Annotated in this window: 15 protein-coding genes; 9 read left to right on the top strand and 6 right to left on the bottom strand. The window is 64.8% G+C overall.

Features of this window, described 5'->3' with window-relative positions; all coding sequences use genetic code 11:
• Positions 1-2 precede the first annotated feature (2 nt).
• The 3 genes from F4827_RS10795 to F4827_RS10785 are packed head-to-tail and all read left to right on the top strand — an operon-like array spanning position 3 to position 3,572.
• On the top strand, positions 3-1,571 hold the full coding sequence (locus F4827_RS10795; protein WP_183723858.1) for a sugar ABC transporter ATP-binding protein: 1,569 nt from the start codon (positions 3-5) through the stop codon (positions 1,569-1,571).
• Positions 1,568-2,620 (top strand): ABC transporter permease, encoded by a 1,053-nt coding sequence (locus tag F4827_RS10790; RefSeq protein WP_183723859.1) that lies wholly within the window; start codon positions 1,568-1,570, stop codon positions 2,618-2,620. The genes F4827_RS10795 and F4827_RS10790 overlap by 4 nt, the downstream gene beginning before the upstream one ends.
• Entirely contained in the window at positions 2,613-3,572 is a 960-nt protein-coding gene (locus F4827_RS10785; protein WP_183723860.1) for an ABC transporter permease, read from the top strand. The genes F4827_RS10790 and F4827_RS10785 overlap by 8 nt, the downstream gene beginning before the upstream one ends.
• A gap of 112 nt (positions 3,573-3,684) precedes the next feature.
• Here F4827_RS10785 and F4827_RS10780 read toward each other — a convergent pair whose 3' ends face one another.
• The 3 genes from F4827_RS10780 to F4827_RS10770 all read right to left on the bottom strand — a co-directional run bounded on the left by F4827_RS10780 (position 3,685) and on the right by F4827_RS10770 (position 7,899).
• On the bottom strand, positions 3,685-5,898 hold the full coding sequence (locus tag F4827_RS10780) for a TonB-dependent siderophore receptor (protein ID WP_183723861.1): 2,214 nt from the start codon (positions 5,896-5,898) through the stop codon (positions 3,685-3,687).
• Between the two features lie 659 nt (positions 5,899-6,557).
• Complete coding sequence (locus F4827_RS10775) at positions 6,558-7,685, bottom strand: MBL fold metallo-hydrolase (RefSeq protein WP_183723862.1); 1,128 nt, start codon at positions 7,683-7,685, stop codon at positions 6,558-6,560.
• Entirely contained in the window at positions 7,669-7,899 is a 231-nt protein-coding gene (locus F4827_RS10770) for a hypothetical protein (protein ID WP_183723863.1), read from the bottom strand. Before F4827_RS10770 ends, F4827_RS10775 begins: the two co-directional genes overlap by 17 nt.
• A gap of 341 nt (positions 7,900-8,240) precedes the next feature.
• Here F4827_RS10770 and F4827_RS10765 point away from each other — a divergent pair, with 341 nt between their 5' ends.
• Positions 8,241-8,507, top strand: a complete 267-nt coding sequence (locus F4827_RS10765; RefSeq protein ID WP_183723864.1) for a hypothetical protein — start codon at positions 8,241-8,243, stop codon at positions 8,505-8,507.
• A 135-nt stretch (positions 8,508-8,642) separates the two neighbouring features.
• Here F4827_RS10765 and F4827_RS10760 read toward each other — a convergent pair whose 3' ends face one another.
• Together F4827_RS10760 and F4827_RS10755 are read right to left on the bottom strand one after the other, a co-directional pair.
• Positions 8,643-9,116, bottom strand: coding sequence for a MerR family transcriptional regulator (locus F4827_RS10760; RefSeq protein ID WP_183723865.1), 474 nt, complete (start codon positions 9,114-9,116; stop codon positions 8,643-8,645).
• A 61-nt stretch (positions 9,117-9,177) separates the two neighbouring features.
• On the bottom strand, positions 9,178-9,429 hold the full coding sequence (locus F4827_RS10755) for a hypothetical protein (protein WP_183723866.1): 252 nt from the start codon (positions 9,427-9,429) through the stop codon (positions 9,178-9,180).
• A 143-nt stretch (positions 9,430-9,572) separates the two neighbouring features.
• On the opposite strand from F4827_RS10755, the gene F4827_RS10750 reads away from it, so the two are divergent.
• The 5 genes from F4827_RS10750 (at position 9,573) to F4827_RS10730 (ending at position 16,144) form a co-directional block, all read left to right on the top strand.
• Positions 9,573-10,811, top strand: a complete 1,239-nt coding sequence (locus F4827_RS10750; RefSeq protein ID WP_183723867.1) for an NADH:flavin oxidoreductase/NADH oxidase family protein — start codon at positions 9,573-9,575, stop codon at positions 10,809-10,811.
• A 365-nt stretch (positions 10,812-11,176) separates the two neighbouring features.
• The gene (locus F4827_RS10745; protein ID WP_183723868.1) at positions 11,177-11,464 is read left to right on the top strand and encodes a YtcA family lipoprotein; all 288 of its coding nucleotides are present in this window, start codon (positions 11,177-11,179) and stop codon (positions 11,462-11,464) included.
• Between the two features lies 1 nt (position 11,465).
• Entirely contained in the window at positions 11,466-12,518 is a 1,053-nt protein-coding gene (gene mdtN, locus F4827_RS10740) for a multidrug transporter subunit MdtN (protein WP_183723869.1), read from the top strand.
• Complete coding sequence (locus tag F4827_RS10735; protein ID WP_183723870.1) at positions 12,499-14,559, top strand: FUSC family protein; 2,061 nt, start codon at positions 12,499-12,501, stop codon at positions 14,557-14,559. The genes mdtN and F4827_RS10735 overlap by 20 nt, the downstream gene beginning before the upstream one ends.
• Positions 14,546-16,144 carry a TolC family protein gene (locus F4827_RS10730; protein WP_183723871.1) on the top strand — a complete coding sequence of 533 codons (1,599 nt, stop codon included), beginning with the start codon at positions 14,546-14,548 and terminating at the stop codon, positions 16,142-16,144. Before F4827_RS10735 ends, F4827_RS10730 begins: the two co-directional genes overlap by 14 nt.
• A 27-nt stretch (positions 16,145-16,171) precedes the next feature.
• On the opposite strand, the gene F4827_RS10725 is transcribed toward F4827_RS10730, so the two are convergent.
• Positions 16,172-16,519 carry a DUF4148 domain-containing protein gene (locus F4827_RS10725; RefSeq protein WP_183723872.1) on the bottom strand — a complete coding sequence of 116 codons (348 nt, stop codon included), beginning with the start codon at positions 16,517-16,519 and terminating at the stop codon, positions 16,172-16,174.
• Positions 16,520-16,651: the final 132 nt, after the last annotated feature.

Here is a 16,651-nt window from a genome sequence, read left to right as displayed (position 1 = left end):
GGATGAGTCCATCGAATGGTGGCGCGCCCGCGCTCGAACTGCGCGGTCTCGTCAAGCAGTATGGCGGGGTGCAGGCGCTGCGCGGCGCGTCACTGAGCGCCGCACGCGGCACCGTACATGGCCTGATCGGCCAGAACGGCGCGGGTAAGTCCACGCTCATCAAGATTCTCGCGGGGCTGGAGCATGCGGACGCGGGCGAGATTCGCGTCGATGGCGTGGCGATCGACGCCGGCACGCGCAGCCAGATCGCCTTCATTCATCAGGAGCGGCTGCTGTCGCCGACTTTCACCGTGGCCGAAGCACTCGCGCTTGGCGACGAACCCGTCGCGACGTCACGCGTGGGAAAGCTTCGCGCCCTGCTCCCGCTCGATCTGCGCCGCATGCGGCGACGCGCCGGCGAGGCGCTCGAAGCCCATTTCGGCGTTGCCTTGCCGCCAGACCGGCTGATCGGCGAACTCAGCGTCGCCGAGCAACAGATCGTGCAGATCACGCGCGCGCTGATCCGCTCGCCGCGCATTCTGGTCTTCGACGAACCGACTGCCGCGCTCGTGAGCCGCGAAGTCGAGCGCCTGCTTCGGACGATCGATCAACTGCGCTCGCGCGGCCTGACGATTCTCTACGTATCGCATTATCTGAACGAAATCGCCTCACTGTGCGATCACGTCACGGTGTTGCGCGATGGTGTCGATGTCGCGCACGTCGATGCCCGCGAAACGCCCGTCGAAACGCTGGTCTCGGCGATGATCGGCGCGCAGCCCGAGGCGCGGGCGCGTCGCGCGGCAGCGTCAGCGCAGGACGTGGCGCTGGAGGCGCTCGATCTGCATGCGCCTGGCCGCTTCGGGCCGTTGTCGTTCGCGCTCAGGCGCGGCGAGGTGCTGGGCGTCACGGGCCTGGTCGGATCGGGCGGCAAGCCGCTGGTGCGCAGTCTCTTCGGTCTTGAACGCGGCGTGCTGGGCGAATTGCGCGTGCGCGGCAAGGCCGTGCGCCTGCGGCGTCCCGCCGATGCGGTGCGCGAAGGCATCGCCTTCGTTCCGGAAGACCGCCGCCGTCAGGGCGTGGCAACCGACCTGCCCGTGCGCGACAACTTTTCGTTGCCCGCCCTCGGCCGCTTCAGTCGTTTCGGTCTGCTCAACACACGCCGCGAGACGGCAGCAGCACGCGCGCTGATCGACACGCTCGGGGTACGCACGCCGGGCCCGCTTGCGCCGGTGCGGCATCTGTCGGGCGGCAACCAGCAGAAGGTGGCGCTCGGCAAATGGCTGGGCCGCGCCACCGACGACGGGGCCGCCATCTACATCCTCGATGAGCCGACGGTGGGCGTCGATGTCGGCGCGAAAGCGGATATCTATCGGCTGATCGACACATTGGTCGCGCAAGGCGCGGCGGTGCTGATTTTCTCAAGCGACCTGCACGAACTGCTGGACCTGACCGACCGCGTGCTGGTGCTGGCGCGCGGCGCGATCGTGCAGGACGTGCCCTCGCATACGGTCAGTACCCAGGATCTGCTTGCATGGGCCACGCTCGCGCGCACAGGCGATCCAACTGAAGCGAAACGGGAGAACGCCGCATGACCGGCAAGGCAATCGGGCACGTGGATGCGCTGCGTCCAGGCGACCCTCGCGAAACTGGCGCAACGCGTCCCGGCAGGATCGCGAGCGCGCAATTCTGGGTACGCGGCGGCGCTGTGCTCGCGTTTGCGCTCGTGTTCGCGGTCTTCGCGGCCACCTCGCCGCTCTTTCTGACGCTCGCGAATCTGGCCAATATCGTGCAGCAATCGGCGGTGGTCGGCGTGCTTGGGTTGGGGCTGACGGCCGTGCTGATCGGCGGTGGCGCCGATCCGATCAAGGGCGGCCTCGATCTCTCGATCGCCGCGAACATGGGCCTGTGCGCCGCCGTGCATGCTGTCGCCCTGCGCGCCGGCGCGCCGGCCACGGCGGCGGTGGGGCTGGCGCTCGCGGCAGGCGTGTCGGTCGGCGCGCTGAACGCTTTCGCCGTGCTCGGGTTGCGCATCCTGCCGCTACTCGCCACGCTCACGACGATGAATCTCTGCGCGGGCCTCGAACTCGTGCTCACGCAGAACACCTCGGTGCCGGCGGCTTCGCCACTGCAGGCGTTTCTGATCGACGCAGGCGCGTTCGGCATTCCACATCTTGCTACCGCGCTGCTGGTCGTCGCCCTGTTCTTTACCGTCCTGGTGCACTACACGCCGTTCGGGCTGCGCCTGCGTGCAAGCGGCGAGCACGCGCAGGCCGCGCGCTCGGCCGGATTGAACGTGCGCGCTTATGTGGCCGCGAGCTATCTGCTCGGCGGCCTGGCGGCAGCGCTGGCTGCGTTGGCTTCTTCGGCGCTGCTCAGCGGCAGTTCGCCCGGCGCGGGCGAAAACCTGCTGGCCGTGGTGGCGTCAGCACTGCTTGGCGTGGTGTTCTCACGACGCATGGTGCCGACCATGCCCGGCACGCTGCTGGCCGTGCTCTTTATCGGCGTGGTCAGCAACGGGTTTCAGCTCGACAACGTCTCCAGCTACTGGGTCAACGGTGTCGAAGGCGCGCTGATCCTGTTTGTCGTCGCCACCACCGCACTCCTGCGCCGCCGTCACCTCGGAACTCACGCTCATGACTGACTGGTTCGCGCGCGTTCAGCGCTTTTCGCTGCCGGGTGCGCTGGTTGCCGTCAGCGTGTTTTTCGCGCTGTGCTCGCCGGGCTTCGCGCGGCCGGGCAATCTCGCCGATGTGCTGCTCAACAACTTCGCACTGCTGGCCATTGCCGCACTGGGCATGACACTCGCGTTGTCGATTGGCGCGGTCGATCTGTCGATCGGCACTGCCATCGACGTCAGCAGTCTCGTGTTCGTGGTGCTGAACGCGCACCATGCGAGCGTGGCAGTGGCAGCGCTGGCCGCTCTTGGTGCGGCCTTGCTGGTGGGCGCGTTCAACGGCGTGCTGGTCGCGGGCCTGGGCATCGCGCCGTTTCTCGCGACGCTCGGCACGCTGTTCATCGGCCAGACCTTGCAGCAACTCGCCACCGATGGCGGTCAGCCGGTCTATCTGCTCGGCTTCGATCTGCCTGCGGTGTTCGGTGCACTCGCGCACGGCAGCTTCGCGGGCTTGCCGGTACCGCTGTGGATCGTTGCCGCGCTAGCGCTGATCGTGCATCTCGCGCTCGCGCATTCAGTGTACGGACGCCATAGCGCAGCGCTCGGAACGCAAGCCGGTGTCGCACGGTACTCGGGTTTGCCGGTCGCGGCGACCATCGTCGCGACATTCGTTGCGGGCGCACTGATTTACGGCGTCGTCGGTCTGCTGCTTTCGTCGATGGTGAAAGCCTATGTGCCGCAAGCCGGTAATGGCTATCTGCTCAACGCAATTGGCGCGACATTTATCGGCACGACGCTTTCGGGTGCGCGGCGGCCGAATGTGCCGGGTACGCTGCTCGGCGTGCTGTTGCTGAGTCTCGTGGCAAATGGGCTGCTGCTGATCGGCTGGAATTTTTACTGGCAACAAGTGGCCACGGGCGTACTGATTTTCGCGGTGCTCGCATTGAGCTTTGCTACGCGGCGTGGAGAGTGGGTATGACGTGGTATGGGGATGATCGGCCCGGGAGCGAAGTCGTCGCACGCTTCTAGTGGCCGACCGCCTGCGCCGCAATGCCCAAGGTGGGTAGCTAAACAGGTAGCCAGACCCAGAATCAGAAGTCGATCTTCGCGTTCAGGCTGACCGTGCGCGGGTCGCCCGGCGCGATATAGCTGTCGTACTGGAACATCCAGTAGCGGCGATTCGTGAGGTTGTCGATCGCCGCGCGCAGCGTAACGTCGTGGCCGCCGATGCGCGTCATATAGTTCGCGCCGAGGTTCACCAGCATGTAGCCGCCCGTCTCCAGGTCGCCTGCCGGACGCACACTGGTGTTGCCCGTGTACTTCGCATCGGCGCCCAGTTGCAAGCCCGGCACGAACGGCACATCGTAGCTCACGCGCGCAGCGGCGGTGAACTGCGGCGCACCGGCCACGCGCTTGCCGTTATAGCTCTGGCCCTTCGCGTACCACGTATCGAGCAGCATGATGTCGCCGCCCACCTGCCAGCTGCGGCCCAGACGCACGCTGCCGCCCGCCTCGACGCCTTCGTAGATCGAGTTGCCATCCTGCATCAGCACGTTCTGGCTGTTTGCATAACTTGCGCCACGCTCGATACGGAACAGCGCCGCGTTCGCGCTCCAGCGTGCGCGTTCGGTCTTGATGCCCACTTCATACTGGCGCGAGCGCAGCGGATTCAACACCGATCCGCCGTTCGCATAGCTGCTGGAAACGATCTGGCCCGCCTCCAGCGATTCCAGATAGCTCGCGTAGATCGTCGTGAGCGCATCGAGCTTGTACATCAGCGCGAAGGTCGGCGTGATGACGCCGTTCTTGCCATAGGACGCCGTGGTCGCGCCCGACTCCGCGAAGGTGTCCTGATCGTAGTTGGTGTAACGCAGGCCCGCGAGCAACGACCAGCGGCTGGTGAGCTGCATCGTGTCGCTCAGGAACAGCGCTTTCTGGTTGATCTCGCTCGCACGGTATTTCTCAAGGCCGCTGCCCGAGTAGAAAACGTACGGGTTCTGCACGTAGAGATTGCCGCTACCGAGCACGCCACCCGCGGTGGTCTGCGCGTTGTTGTAGTCGTTGGTCTGACGCTGGACCGACGCGCCAAACACCAGTTGATGCGTGAACGGCCCGGTCTTGACCTTGCCCTCGAAGCTGCCTTGCCAGTAGATGTCCTGATGACCTTCATCGCCGTTCCAGCGGGAATCAGAATAATTGCCCGCCTGGTTCGCGAGCGTGAGCGTGCTCTCGTTACGGTCGCGCGCCGACTTGCTATAGCTTGCCGACGTGTTGAACGTCCAGTCCGGCGCGATCTGGTATTTCACGCCCGCCGTGTAGAGCTGCAGGCTGGTGTTCAGATGCTGCCCCGCGCTGTTGAGCAGATTCGAGCCGCCGCTGATGGTCGCGGGCAGGCTCGTGCCCGCATACGACGGCGAAATATAGATCGCCGGCGTCTGGCCGCTCGAACGGCTGGTTTGATAGATCGCGTTGAAATAGACGTCGAGGTCGCGCGTGAGCTGGCCGTCGAGCGCGAGCGCCACCGAATTGCGGTTGATATCGCCCGCGTTATAGGTCTTGCCCGCTTCGTGCGTGTAGTTGATGCGCGCGCCGAACATGCCGTCCGGGCCAAAGCGGCGGCTCAGATCGGCGTGCTCGCTGATCACGCCATCCATGCGGTAGCCGATATCGATACTGGTCACCGGATCCTTGCCCGGTTTCTTCGTCACGTAGTTCACCACGCCGCCCGGCTGCGCGAAGCCGTACATGAAGCCGCCCGCGCCCTTGAGCAGTTCCACGCGTTCCAGGTTTTCGTAGGGCATGGTGATGCCGTACGAAATGAACGGATTGCCGTCGATCTTGAAGCCGTTCTGCCAGTCGATTGGCAGGCCGCGAATCGTGATGTAGGTCGCCCAGGCGCTGTATGCGTTGCTGTTGTCCGTCACCGAGGCATCGCCCGCGAACACATCGCCAAGCTTGTTAGCCTGACGGTTGGCGAGGTCCTCGCCCGTCACCACCGTGGTCGAGAACGGCGTGTCGAGCTGCGAACGCGTGCCGAGCGCGCCGTTCGAAACCGGCGTCGTCAGATGCAGGGGCGAGTCGTCTGCGCTGCTCGCGCTGACCTTGACGGCGGGCAGCGATTGCTCCGTGCCGTTCCTGGATGTCGCAGTCGAAGTCGATGCGGAAGCCGAAGCAGCGCCGCTGTCGGTCGAGTCGGTCTGGGCGAAAGCGCATTGCGCTGCGGCCGCAAAGGCCAGCCAGACGGCAATCTGCAGAGGACGAGCGAGCGAACGCTCCGTGCGACGTACGGGTTGTGAATGGTTCATGTCGGCGAGAAGTTGGAGCGTCCCTCGCTCCGTAATACCAATGAGAAGTATTCTCATTACATAGCGCCGGCATGGTAGCAAAACCGTTTAGTTTTTGAAAGGCTTATGTCGCCTGCTGTCAGGATGTGGCATGCATGACAAGCAAGCACCCGTGAGGCACCCGTGACGTGGAATTTTTGACCGATCGTGCGGACTTTTGAGACGCACGGTCAATAGTCAGCGGAAAGAACTGCTATGTTGGTGTGTGTCCGGCGTTTGAGAGACGCTGGGCGGAAAGACGGGGGACGCTCCGGCGCGCGCGGTCAGCCACGCGCCAGCGGCTCGCCAGGCGCATGCCACGCGAACTCACAGGGGATTCGTGCTGCATGCGCCGGCTGGCTGCGGCAAGGCACCTGCGCCGGTGCAGCGATACGCATCACGACAACACCACCGAGGGCCACAGCCGGAGGCGGGTTCACGATCCAGCGCTTTATTGCGAGTTTCGATGGGCCACATCGACCGGCGGATGCGTATCCGTTGCACTGCGCGAGGCTTGCCGGTGCAGACAGGTGTGGGATGAGTGCGCGCGCTGGAGTGTCCCTTTTTTTCTCGTTTTTTATCTCACCACTGCGCGCGATGTCGTCGCCCGCTCGCGCGGGCCGTAACACGGTCATAAGCGCTCAGGACCTGGCGCTGCCCGCCTCCCGGCACCATCCGCCGCGTCTGCGTCCACCATTCACCACCGGCTCCTGCGCAGTCTCGCGCCACCAGCGCTCGCCGCGCTGCGGCTCGGCCAGATCGAGGCGCTCGCCCATGCGCGGCGTCGCCAGCGCCACGCCGCGCGCAGCCGCCAGTCCCGTCACACGCTCGAACGGCTCCTGCCAGCGGTGCAAAGCCAGATCGAATGTGCCGTTGTGGATCGGCACCATCCAGCGGCCGCGCACGTCCAGATGCGCCTGCACCGTTTCTTCGGGCTGCATGTGCACATACGGCCACTGCGGGTCGTAGGCGCCCGTTTCCATCAGCGTCACGTCGAACGGCCCAAGCCGTTCGCCGATCATGCTGAAGTGCTCCGAATACCCCGTATCGCCGCTAAAGAAGACGCGCAGATCGTCGTCCGCGATCGCCCATGAGGCCCACAGCGTACTGTTGCCGTCGAACAGGCTGCGCCCCGAAAAATGCTGCGCGGGCGCGGCGGTGAAGGTGATGCCGTCGATCTGCGCGCTCTGCCACCAGTCGAGCTGGCGCACCTTGTCCGCTTCGATGCCCCAATCGATCAGCCGGTCGCCCACGCCCAGCGGCGTGAGAAACACATCCGTGGTTGCGGCCAGCGTCAGCACGGTCTCGCGATCCAGATGGTCGTAGTGGTCATGCGAGAGGATCACGCCACGCAGCGGCGGCAGGTCTTCGAGCGCGATCGGCGGCGCATGAAAACGCCGGGGGCCGAACCGCTTGAACGGCGAGGCGCGTTCGCCGAACACGGGGTCGGTAATCCAGTATTCGCCGCGCAGTTTGAGCAGCAGCGTGGAGTGGCCAAGCCGATAGAGGCTGCGATCGGGCGCGGCGTCGAGATCCGCACGGCTCAGCGCGGCGAGCGGCAGCGCGCCGGAAGGCGCCGTGCCGCGCGGCTTGCGGAACAGCACGTTCCAGATGATGCCCAGGCTCTTCACCAGACCTTCCTGGGGACGCGGTTGCACGTTGCGAAAGCGCTGGCCGTCATGCTGCGGCGAGCCGCCCGACAAAGCGCGCGAGCGGCGCGCCGCGGCAAAACCGAGGGTGCGGCCAAGAAAATCAGGGATCGATGCCATGAGCGCCTTCCAGTGAAAAGTAGACTGTGCGGTGTAGTTTATCCTGGCTAAAAATAAACTGCGCGGTGGAAATCGGGCCGAGTCGTGCCCTGACGTGCCCTGTCGTGCCCGATCCGGGCCGCGCAAGGCTACGTATGAGCGACATCACACGATCTAATCGAGACGGATTCTTCGGCGAGCGCTCTTCCTTGCCATGCAGCACGGTGCAGCGCATTCAATACTCCGCAGTCCGAATAATAAGAACCGCGATTGCTTGAATGATCTATCTGCCCCCTGCCGTGTCAACAAACCTTTTACGGACGTCATGCCATGAACGTTACCCACCATGGGACAGCAGCGATTACCCCCTGTTTCCCCGCAAATTATTAATTTGGATACCTTATTTTTAGAAAATAAGTGAAAGACTAAAACATTGAATCCTGCACCGCGACATTTCCATTGACTTGCTGCATTGCCGCACATTGAGTTAGCGATACGTCAGGGAATTCACTGAGTATTCCGCTCATGGATCGTGTGCGACTCTATGTCTCAGTGCCATTCCCTATGGAGACAGGCATGCAATCAGAAAAGCTCAAGAATGCAAAGGTCGCCGTTTTCCTGAATCGGTCGGCGTTGTGTTTGCTGCTGTTACCGGTTGCGTGCCTCTGTCTGGCACTCAATGCCTACTCAATACAGAACGCGTTCCTCCTTAGTTTCGTTCTCGCTACCTATTCGTGGCCATTCGCCGGCGTGCTTTATGTCGTATCGGCGGCGTTTCACGTCCGCACGCGCGATCAACGCCCCGAACACGACGCCGGTCTGCGCGAAGCTCACGGGCACTGAACGCTGCGCTTGCCAGGTGGGCGGCACGGTGTTGCGGGTCGAATCGACATCGATTTGATGTTCGCAAACCAGCTCGTGTCTCATGGCCGGGTTATTGCGAGATCGATCGTCAGTTCAAGCGGGTGTGGCCGTGCTTCAACGCGCGGTGCGCCGCTTGGCCTTGCGTAGCGTCGTGACATCCGTGGGCACCAGCGCGGGGCCTTTCACCTGCCCCGCTCGAATGCGTGACAACACGCGCTTTGCGTTGTCGCTGCAGTCCATGTTGTCCGGCTTTGCGTCGATCTCCGCCAGCAGCGCGACGAGATGTGCCTTGCTTTGCGCAAGCCGCATTTCCATCGCTTCGATTTCCTGCACCTTGGCGCGCAGCGTTTCGACCAGCGCGCCATGCCCCCATTGCGCCATGTCGAGCGGCAACAGCGTGCGAATCTCATCGAGGCTGAAACCGGCCTGCTGTGCAGCCGTAATCAATTCGAGCACGAGCACGGCGTCCGATGAATAGCTGCGGTAACCGTTCGGCTCGCGCGCGGCTTTCAGCAGGCCGATGTCTTCGTAGAAGCGAATGCGCGATGCGGCCAGGCCGGTGCGCAGCGCCAATTCCCCTATTTTCATATTCCCGATACTCCCTGCCCGGAATCCATCGTCTCAGCCACGATGTTGGCACATCGACACTTCAAAGCGGCGTGCGCCAGTTCAGCGCCACTTGCGCATTCTTCAGCACATCCAGACGGCCAATCGTCAGCGGGCCGCCATTGCGCAGCAGCGTCACATCGCGCGGGAAAAGGCGTTGCGCGAACCAGAACGTATTGGCCTGCGCCGTCGCCTGATGCCACTTGCCATCGACCAGATTGATCATCGTGGGCGTGCTCACAGGCGATTGCGGTGCGAGTTCGCGCAACGCCGGGCCGGGCTGGCGGATCACCACGGCCCCCGGGACTTCATCATAAGGTTAAAGTCAACTTGAAGGTCAAGCGATCGAACGGTCACGCGGGCGCAACGCAGAAAAGCGGTTGACATTCAAGTTGGCTTTAACCTTAAAGTCGGAACACGATCTAACGAGGTGAACTCATGAACGTGTTCGACAAGCTGACGTTGCCCAACGGCTCGACCATCGGGAACCGCATCGCCAAGGCCGCGATGGAAGAAAACATGGCCGACGCCCATCACGCGCCTTCCGCGCAATTGATGCGCCTTTATCGGGCCTGGGCAGAAGGCGGCTCGGGCTTGCTCATCACCGGCAACGTAATGGTCGACAGCCGCGCGATGACGGGTCCCGGCGGCGTGGTGCTCGAAAACGACCTGCACCTCGAAGCATTCAGGCAGTGGGCGCAAATCGGCCGCGCGAAAGGCACGCATTTCTGGCTGCAGATCAATCATCCGGGTCGCCAGATGCGCGCCAATCTGGGCCAGCCGACGTGGGCGCCTTCGGCGGTTCCGCTGGCGCTGGGCAAGATGTCGAAGCATTTCAGCACCCCCCAGCCGATGACCGAAGACGTCATCGACGACGTGATCCAGCGCTTCGCCCGCACTGCGCGGCTGGGTGAACTGGCTGGTTTTACGGGCGTGGAAATTCACGCCGCTCATGGCTATCTGCTGAGCCAGTTTCTTTCGCCGCTCGCCAACCAGAGAACGGATCGATGGGGCGGCTCGCTGGAGAACCGCGCGCGTCTCTTGCTGGAGATCGTCAAGGCGGTTCGCGCAGTGGTGTCGCCGCGCTTTGCCGTCGCCGTCAAACTCAATTCCGCCGATTTCCAGCGCGGCGGCTTCAGTGCCGACGACGCACGGCAGGTGGTCGAACTGCTCAACGCACTGCCGGTCGATCTGGTCGAACTGTCGGGCGGAAGCTATGAAGCACCCGCGATGCAAGGCGAAGCGCGCGACGGCCGCACGCTTGCCCGCGAGGCGTATTTCGCCGAATTCGCCCGCGACATCCGCACGATCGCCAGCATGCCTGTGATGGTCACGGGCGGCATCCGCCGCCGGGCGGTTGCCGATCAGGTCATCGCGAGCGGCGTGGATATGGTGGGGATTGGCACCGCGCTCGCCATCGACCCCAATCTGCCGCGCGACTGGCGCGCCGGCAAAGACAGCGCGCCGGCGCTTCTGCCGATCACGTGGAAGAACAAGCCGATGGCGTCGCTCGCCAATATGGCGGCCGTGAAGTTCCAGTTGCGCAGATTGAGCCTTGGAAAAAGACCTGATCCGGAGGTATCGCCATTGCGCGCGCTGCTTCTGCAACAGCTCGGCGAAGTGGTTCGCACGCGTGAATACCGGCGCTGGATGACGCAACGGGTGTGGCCGGTCTAACAGCAGTCGGCACCACGACCATCATTATTTGCATGCCTGAACGAAAACACCTCCAAGCCCAGTTTCAGCGAATGATGCGAAGCGAGCGGAGCGAAGGAAAGATGAGCGCTCCAAACCCTCGCGAATGAACGCCGTTCCCCCGCTGCGCACCGCCAGCAAACCGCGCGACAAGGGCTGCGCTATGATGAGGAGCCTCGCCAGCCGGTGCGGCACTCAAGACAGCATCGTGAAGCCAGCTGTAAGCCACGCACGCGACCAGCATCCGGATATACGCAAGCAGAAATAAACATCAAGCCAATACGTCAGCCAATCGCAGGAAAAGGCAGACGAGTGGGTATCCAGTTCTTGTTCCAGTCACGAAAGCGATGAAACAACGTACATGGCCCAGATCCGCCATCGCCTGTGCACTACTGGCAACCGTCCCGCTTGCGGGCTGCGCGGCGCGCGGCGCGCCGTCCATCGCGCTCTTTGGCGCGTACTTCCCCTTCTGGCTGACCAGCGCCATCGCGGGCGTGGCAGGCGCGCTGATCGCGCATCGCGCATTCGTCAAGACCGGCTGGGCCCACGAAGTGCCTTACCAGCTGTCGGTCTGCACGGCCATCGGCATCATCGTCGGGGTGCTCGTCTGGCTGCTGGGCACGGGAGCGCTCTGAGATGAAAATGGCCGGCGCTCCCGCCTCACCCGCCTGGAAAGGCCGCGCCATTGCGGCCGTGATCGTCGTGCTGGGCGCGGCGGCGCTCTGGTATGCCTACGACCGCTCCACGCGCTATCCCGCGACCGACGACGCCAGCATCGACGCCGATGTCGTGCACGTCGCCTCGCCCGTTGGCGGGCGCATCGTGCGCGTTCCGGTGGAGGAAAATGCGCACGTCGCGCAAGGCGATGTGCTGTTCGAAATCGATCCCGTGCCGTACCGTCTGGCAGTCGAGCAGGCGCAGGCTGAAGTCGAAGTGGCGCGCGCGGCGCTGGCTACGCGCAGGCGCTCCGTGATCGGCGAAACGTCGAACGCGGCGCTGGCCGCCGACCAGACCCGGCGCGCCATGCACAACTACGACCTCGCCTCGCGCAGCGTCGAGCGCTTGCGTCCGCTCGCAGCGCAAGGTTATGTGTCGGCGCAGCAGTTCGATCAGGCGGTCGTCGCGCAGCGCGACGCCAGCGTGTCGCTCGAACAGGCCAAAGTGCAGCAGAAGTCCTCGGCGCAAACCATCGGCGACGACGCCGACGCCATCGCTTCCCTGCACGCACGCGAAGCGGCGCTGGCGCGCGCTCAGCACGCACTCGACGATACGATCGTGCGCGCGCCGTTCGAAGGCTACGTCACGGGGCTTTCGATTCTCGCGGGCGAGACGGTGGCGCCGAATCAATCCATTTTCACGCTGATTCACGCGGGCGAATGGTTCGCCGTGGCGAACTTTCGCGAGACCGCGCTGGGCGCCATCCAGATTGGCGACTGCGCGACCGTGTATTCGATGATCGACCGCAGGCAGGCGATGAGCGGCAAGGTCATCGGCATCGGCGCGGGCATCGCCGACACCGATCGCATCAATATCCCGCACAGCCTGCCCTATGTGCAGCAGTCGGTGAACTGGGTGCGGGTCTCGCAGCGCTTTCCGGTGCGCGTGCGCATCGAGGCGCCGCCCGCGAAGCTGGTGCGCATCGGCGCGAGCGCAATCGTCGAGGTGCGCCATGGCCAGTCCTGCCGCTGAGCTGCGCGCGGGAGATCGCGACGAATTCCGCGCCAGCCTCGCGGGCGACGTCAACGCGCCGCGTCCACGCGAGATTATCCGCCTGCTTGCGCCCTTTCCCGGGCGTGCCTCGATCGTCACGCGTATCGCGCTGATCTGCGCGCTCACCGCGCTGGTCAACAGCGCGTACGGCGTGCCGGAAGCCGCGACATCGGCTTATATCGTGTTCTTTCTGAACCGCCCGGACCGGGTTACGAGCGTCGTCATGTCGTGCGCGTTGTTCCTGCTCGTCACCGCGATCATCGGCATCGTGATGGTCTTCGCGATCTTCTCCATCGACGTGCCCGCGCTGCGGGTCGGCTATATGGCGCTGCTTTCGTTCGGATTACTATTCGTTACGTCCGCCAGCAAGCTGCGGCCGGTTGGAGTGATTGTCGCGATGATCGTCGGCTTCGGGCTCGATGAGCTGGGTCTTGCGCCCGTGGGCGAAGCGGCCACGCGCGGTTTGCTGTACGCGTGGCTCTTCGTGTCGATCCCGATTGGCATCGCCATCGTGGTGAACCTGCTGATCGGACCGTCGCCGCGACGCCTGGCAAACGCGAAGCTCGCGCAGCGCCTGAAGCTTGCGGCCGCCTGTCTGACCGATACCGCGGACGCCGCGGGGCGCGCCGCCTTCGAGGCCAGCCTGCGCGAAGGCGACCATCAGATCTTGACGTGGCTGAAGCTCGCCACGCTGGAAGGCAGCCTGAAACCCGTCGACGCCGCCGCGCTGCGCCAGGCCGCCGCGTCCACCACGGCGATCCTGATCGCCGTCGATCTTGCCACGAGTGAGCGCGGCGCGCGCTTGCCGCCCGCTTGCGCCGCGCAATTCGCCGAAACCTTCACACAGATGGCCGCGATGCTCAACGCAGGTGGTTATCCCATCGACATCACCGCCCCCGCCGCCGATGAAAAGGCGCTCGCACCGCTCGCCGCCGTCGTGCTCAAGGACTTGCGCGCGGCACTGGAGCATTTCGCCGTAGCGCCGGAAGCACCTGCTCCAGCGCCCAAGCCCGCGCAGGAAAAACCCGCACACAAAGGCTTTTTCGACGCCGACGCCTTCACTAACCCCGATCACGTCCGCTACGCGCTCAAGACCACGGCAGCGGCGATGTTCTGCTACCTGCTCTATCAGCAGCTCGACTGGCAGGGCATCCATACCTGCTTCATCACCTGTTACATGGTGTCGCTGGGCACCACGGCCGAAACCGTCGAGAAACTTACGCTGCGCATCGCGGGTTGCCTGATTGGCGCGGCGCTGGGCACGGCGGCCATCGTGTTCGTCACGCCCATGCTGACCACTGCCTGGCAGTTAATGGCGCTCGTTTTCGCGGGCGCATGGCTGGCAGGGTGGGTAGCGATGGGTTCGCCGCGCATCGCTTATGCGGGTATGCAGATTGCCTTCGCCTTCTTCCTGTGCGTGATCCAGGGCGCGGCGCCCGCGTTCGACCTGACGCTGGCACGCGACCGCGCGATCGGCATCCTGATCGGCAATGTCGTGATCTATCTGGTCTTCACGCGCGTCTGGCCGGTAAGCATCGCGGGAAGGATCGACGCGGCACTCGCGAAACTGGTTGCGCAATGGACCCGCATCGCTCACGCCACCGACGTCGCCACGCGCCGGGCCCTTGCCGCCGCCGCGCTGGCCGATTACGGCGGATTGCGCCAGAACCTGGGGCTGATTCACTACGAACCGTCGTGGGTGCGTCCTCCACCGGCATGGATCGCCAGCCGACGGCGCGCGCTCGCCGAACTGGGCGCGCTGGAAGCGCCGCTCTTTCTGGCGGCAGGACAGGCGGGCGCGGAAGGCGAGGCGCGCCTGAACGAGCTTGCGCGGCAGCTCGCGCCCGAAGGCGAGGCCACGCAACGCGCCCCGACGACCCTGCAAGCCGGTTGCGCCGCCACCCCCCACATCGACGCCCTGCTCGAACTCATCGCGCAACGCTACGCGCGCATCGCCGCGACCGCTGCGACCGCCGCGCCCACTGCGCCCAAGGAGACGCCACCCGATGCGCGCCCCTGACCCGACGCCGCGTTCGACCCCGCTGGCCGTCGCATTGGCGCTGGCGTTCGCCATCAGCGCGCTCGCCGGCTGCGCGACTTCCTCGCTCGATCTCGCAGCGCCCGCCGCCGACCGTCCCTGGCAACCGCAAACCGATAACGCGGGCAACATCGTCCCAGGGCCGCCGCTGCACCTTGCCGATACCGCTACCCGGCGCGACAGCTACACCCTGCCGCGCAGCGCGGCCCTATCGAGCATCGAGCCCGCCGCGCCGCTCGACCCCAGCCATGCGTACACGCTGCCCGAACTGATCGACATGGCGGAGTCGACCAATCCGCTCACGCGTATCGCCTGGAACGACGCGCGCAACGCAGCGCTTGCGGCCGGCATCGCCAAAACCGCGTATCTGCCGCAACTCACCGCCACGGCGATGGGCGCCTACACGGCTGCGAGCGGCTCGGCCACGACGACGCTGCTCGGCACCGCCTCCACGAGTACCGAGATTCACGGCACCGTGTCGGTGCTCGCGCTGCAATGGCTGCTGTTCGACTTTGGCGGCCGCCGCGCGCGCGTGGATGCGGCCAACCAGCTATCGCTCGCCGCGAACATCGCCTTCACTGCCATTCATCAGCAGGTGATCCACGCAGTGAGCGTCGCGTACTACACCTACGAAGCCGCCTCGGCCCGCGCTCGCACCACCCAGCAGGCGCTCGACAACGCGGACGGCATCCTTGCCGCTGCACGCGCACGCCTCAAGCAGGGCGTGGGCACCGTGGTCGAACTCGCCCAGGCCAACCAGAACCGCGCCCAGGCCAACCTCGCCAAAGTGCAGGCAGACGGTCTCGCGAGCGACAGTTATCTGAACCTCGTCTCGGCGCTCGGCATTTCGCCGCTCTCGAAGCCGACGATTGCGGCGCTGCCGCCGCGCACGCTTTCGCCCACGATGCAGCGTCCCGTAGACGAGATCGTCACGGACGCCATCGCGCGCCGCCCGGACGTGCAGAGCGCGTACGCGCTCGAACAGGCCAATCAGGCAAAGATCCGCGCGGCAGAGGCAGCGTTCATGCCGAAAGTGTTTCTCTCCGCGTCGGCGGCCTACGGCACGGGCACGACGGCAATCACGGCGATTCCTTCAATTGGCGACCAGGCGGCCACCGTGAACCTGAACGGCAGCCGCCGCAGCGGCAGCATCTTTTTGGGCGTGACAATTCCGCTCTACGACGGCGGCCTGCGCTCCGCCGTGCTGATGCAGGCGCGCAACGACGCCGACAGCGCCGCCGCGAAATCCACCCATACGCGCGACGAAGCCGTGCGCCAGATCGTCTCCGCACAGAACGCGCTCACCACCAGCCTCGCTTCGAACAACGCGGCAAAGGCGCTGCTCGACGCCACGCAAACGACCTACGACGCGGCGTTCGCGGCTTATCGACACGGCGTGGGTTCGATCACCGACGCGCTGCTCGCGCAGAACCAGTTGCTCGCCGCACAGAACGCCTACGCGGACAGCTATAGCGCCGCGCTATCCGCCGCCGCGTCGCTCGCGCTCGCCACCGGAGAAATGGGCAGCGCCCCACCGGGCGCGGACACCGCCTGGCAGGGTGATTAAGCGCAAGACAACGCGCCTGTGGACCGCTCAGGAGTGGCTGTAAATCGGCTCCAGACCCACCACGTCGTTTTGCACGCCGGTGTCGGCGCGGTTGGCTGCGCTGCGCACCGCACGCGCACCCGCCGCCGAGTTGCCATTCGAACCCGAACCGTAAGCCGACGCAGCCGCCTGATTCTGCGCATCGACACGCGCCTGCGCAGTCTGCAGATTCTGCGGATATTGCGTGTAATCGGCAGCCGGGTTGTAGCCGGCCTTTTCAAGTTGCACCAGTTCGGCGCGCACCTGGGCGCGCGTGAGCGGCTCATTCGATTGTGCGAACGACACGGCGGGCACGGCGACGGCAACAGCGACGAGCAGGGTTTGAACGAGTTTCATGGCTTTTCTCCAGCGAGTTGAGTAAGGGATTCAGTGCTCCGGTCATCTGGCTTGATCGCCCTTGCGATGCAGTTGACTGGCTTGGGTGTATTTGAACGCCCCGACGTATCCCGCTTGTGTCCGCTCAACGCC

This window comes from Paraburkholderia bannensis (genome assembly GCF_014200455.1).
Classification (GTDB): Bacteria; Pseudomonadota; Gammaproteobacteria; order Burkholderiales; family Burkholderiaceae; genus Paraburkholderia; species Paraburkholderia bannensis_A.
This window is presented reverse-complemented; position numbering and strand designations above follow the sequence as displayed.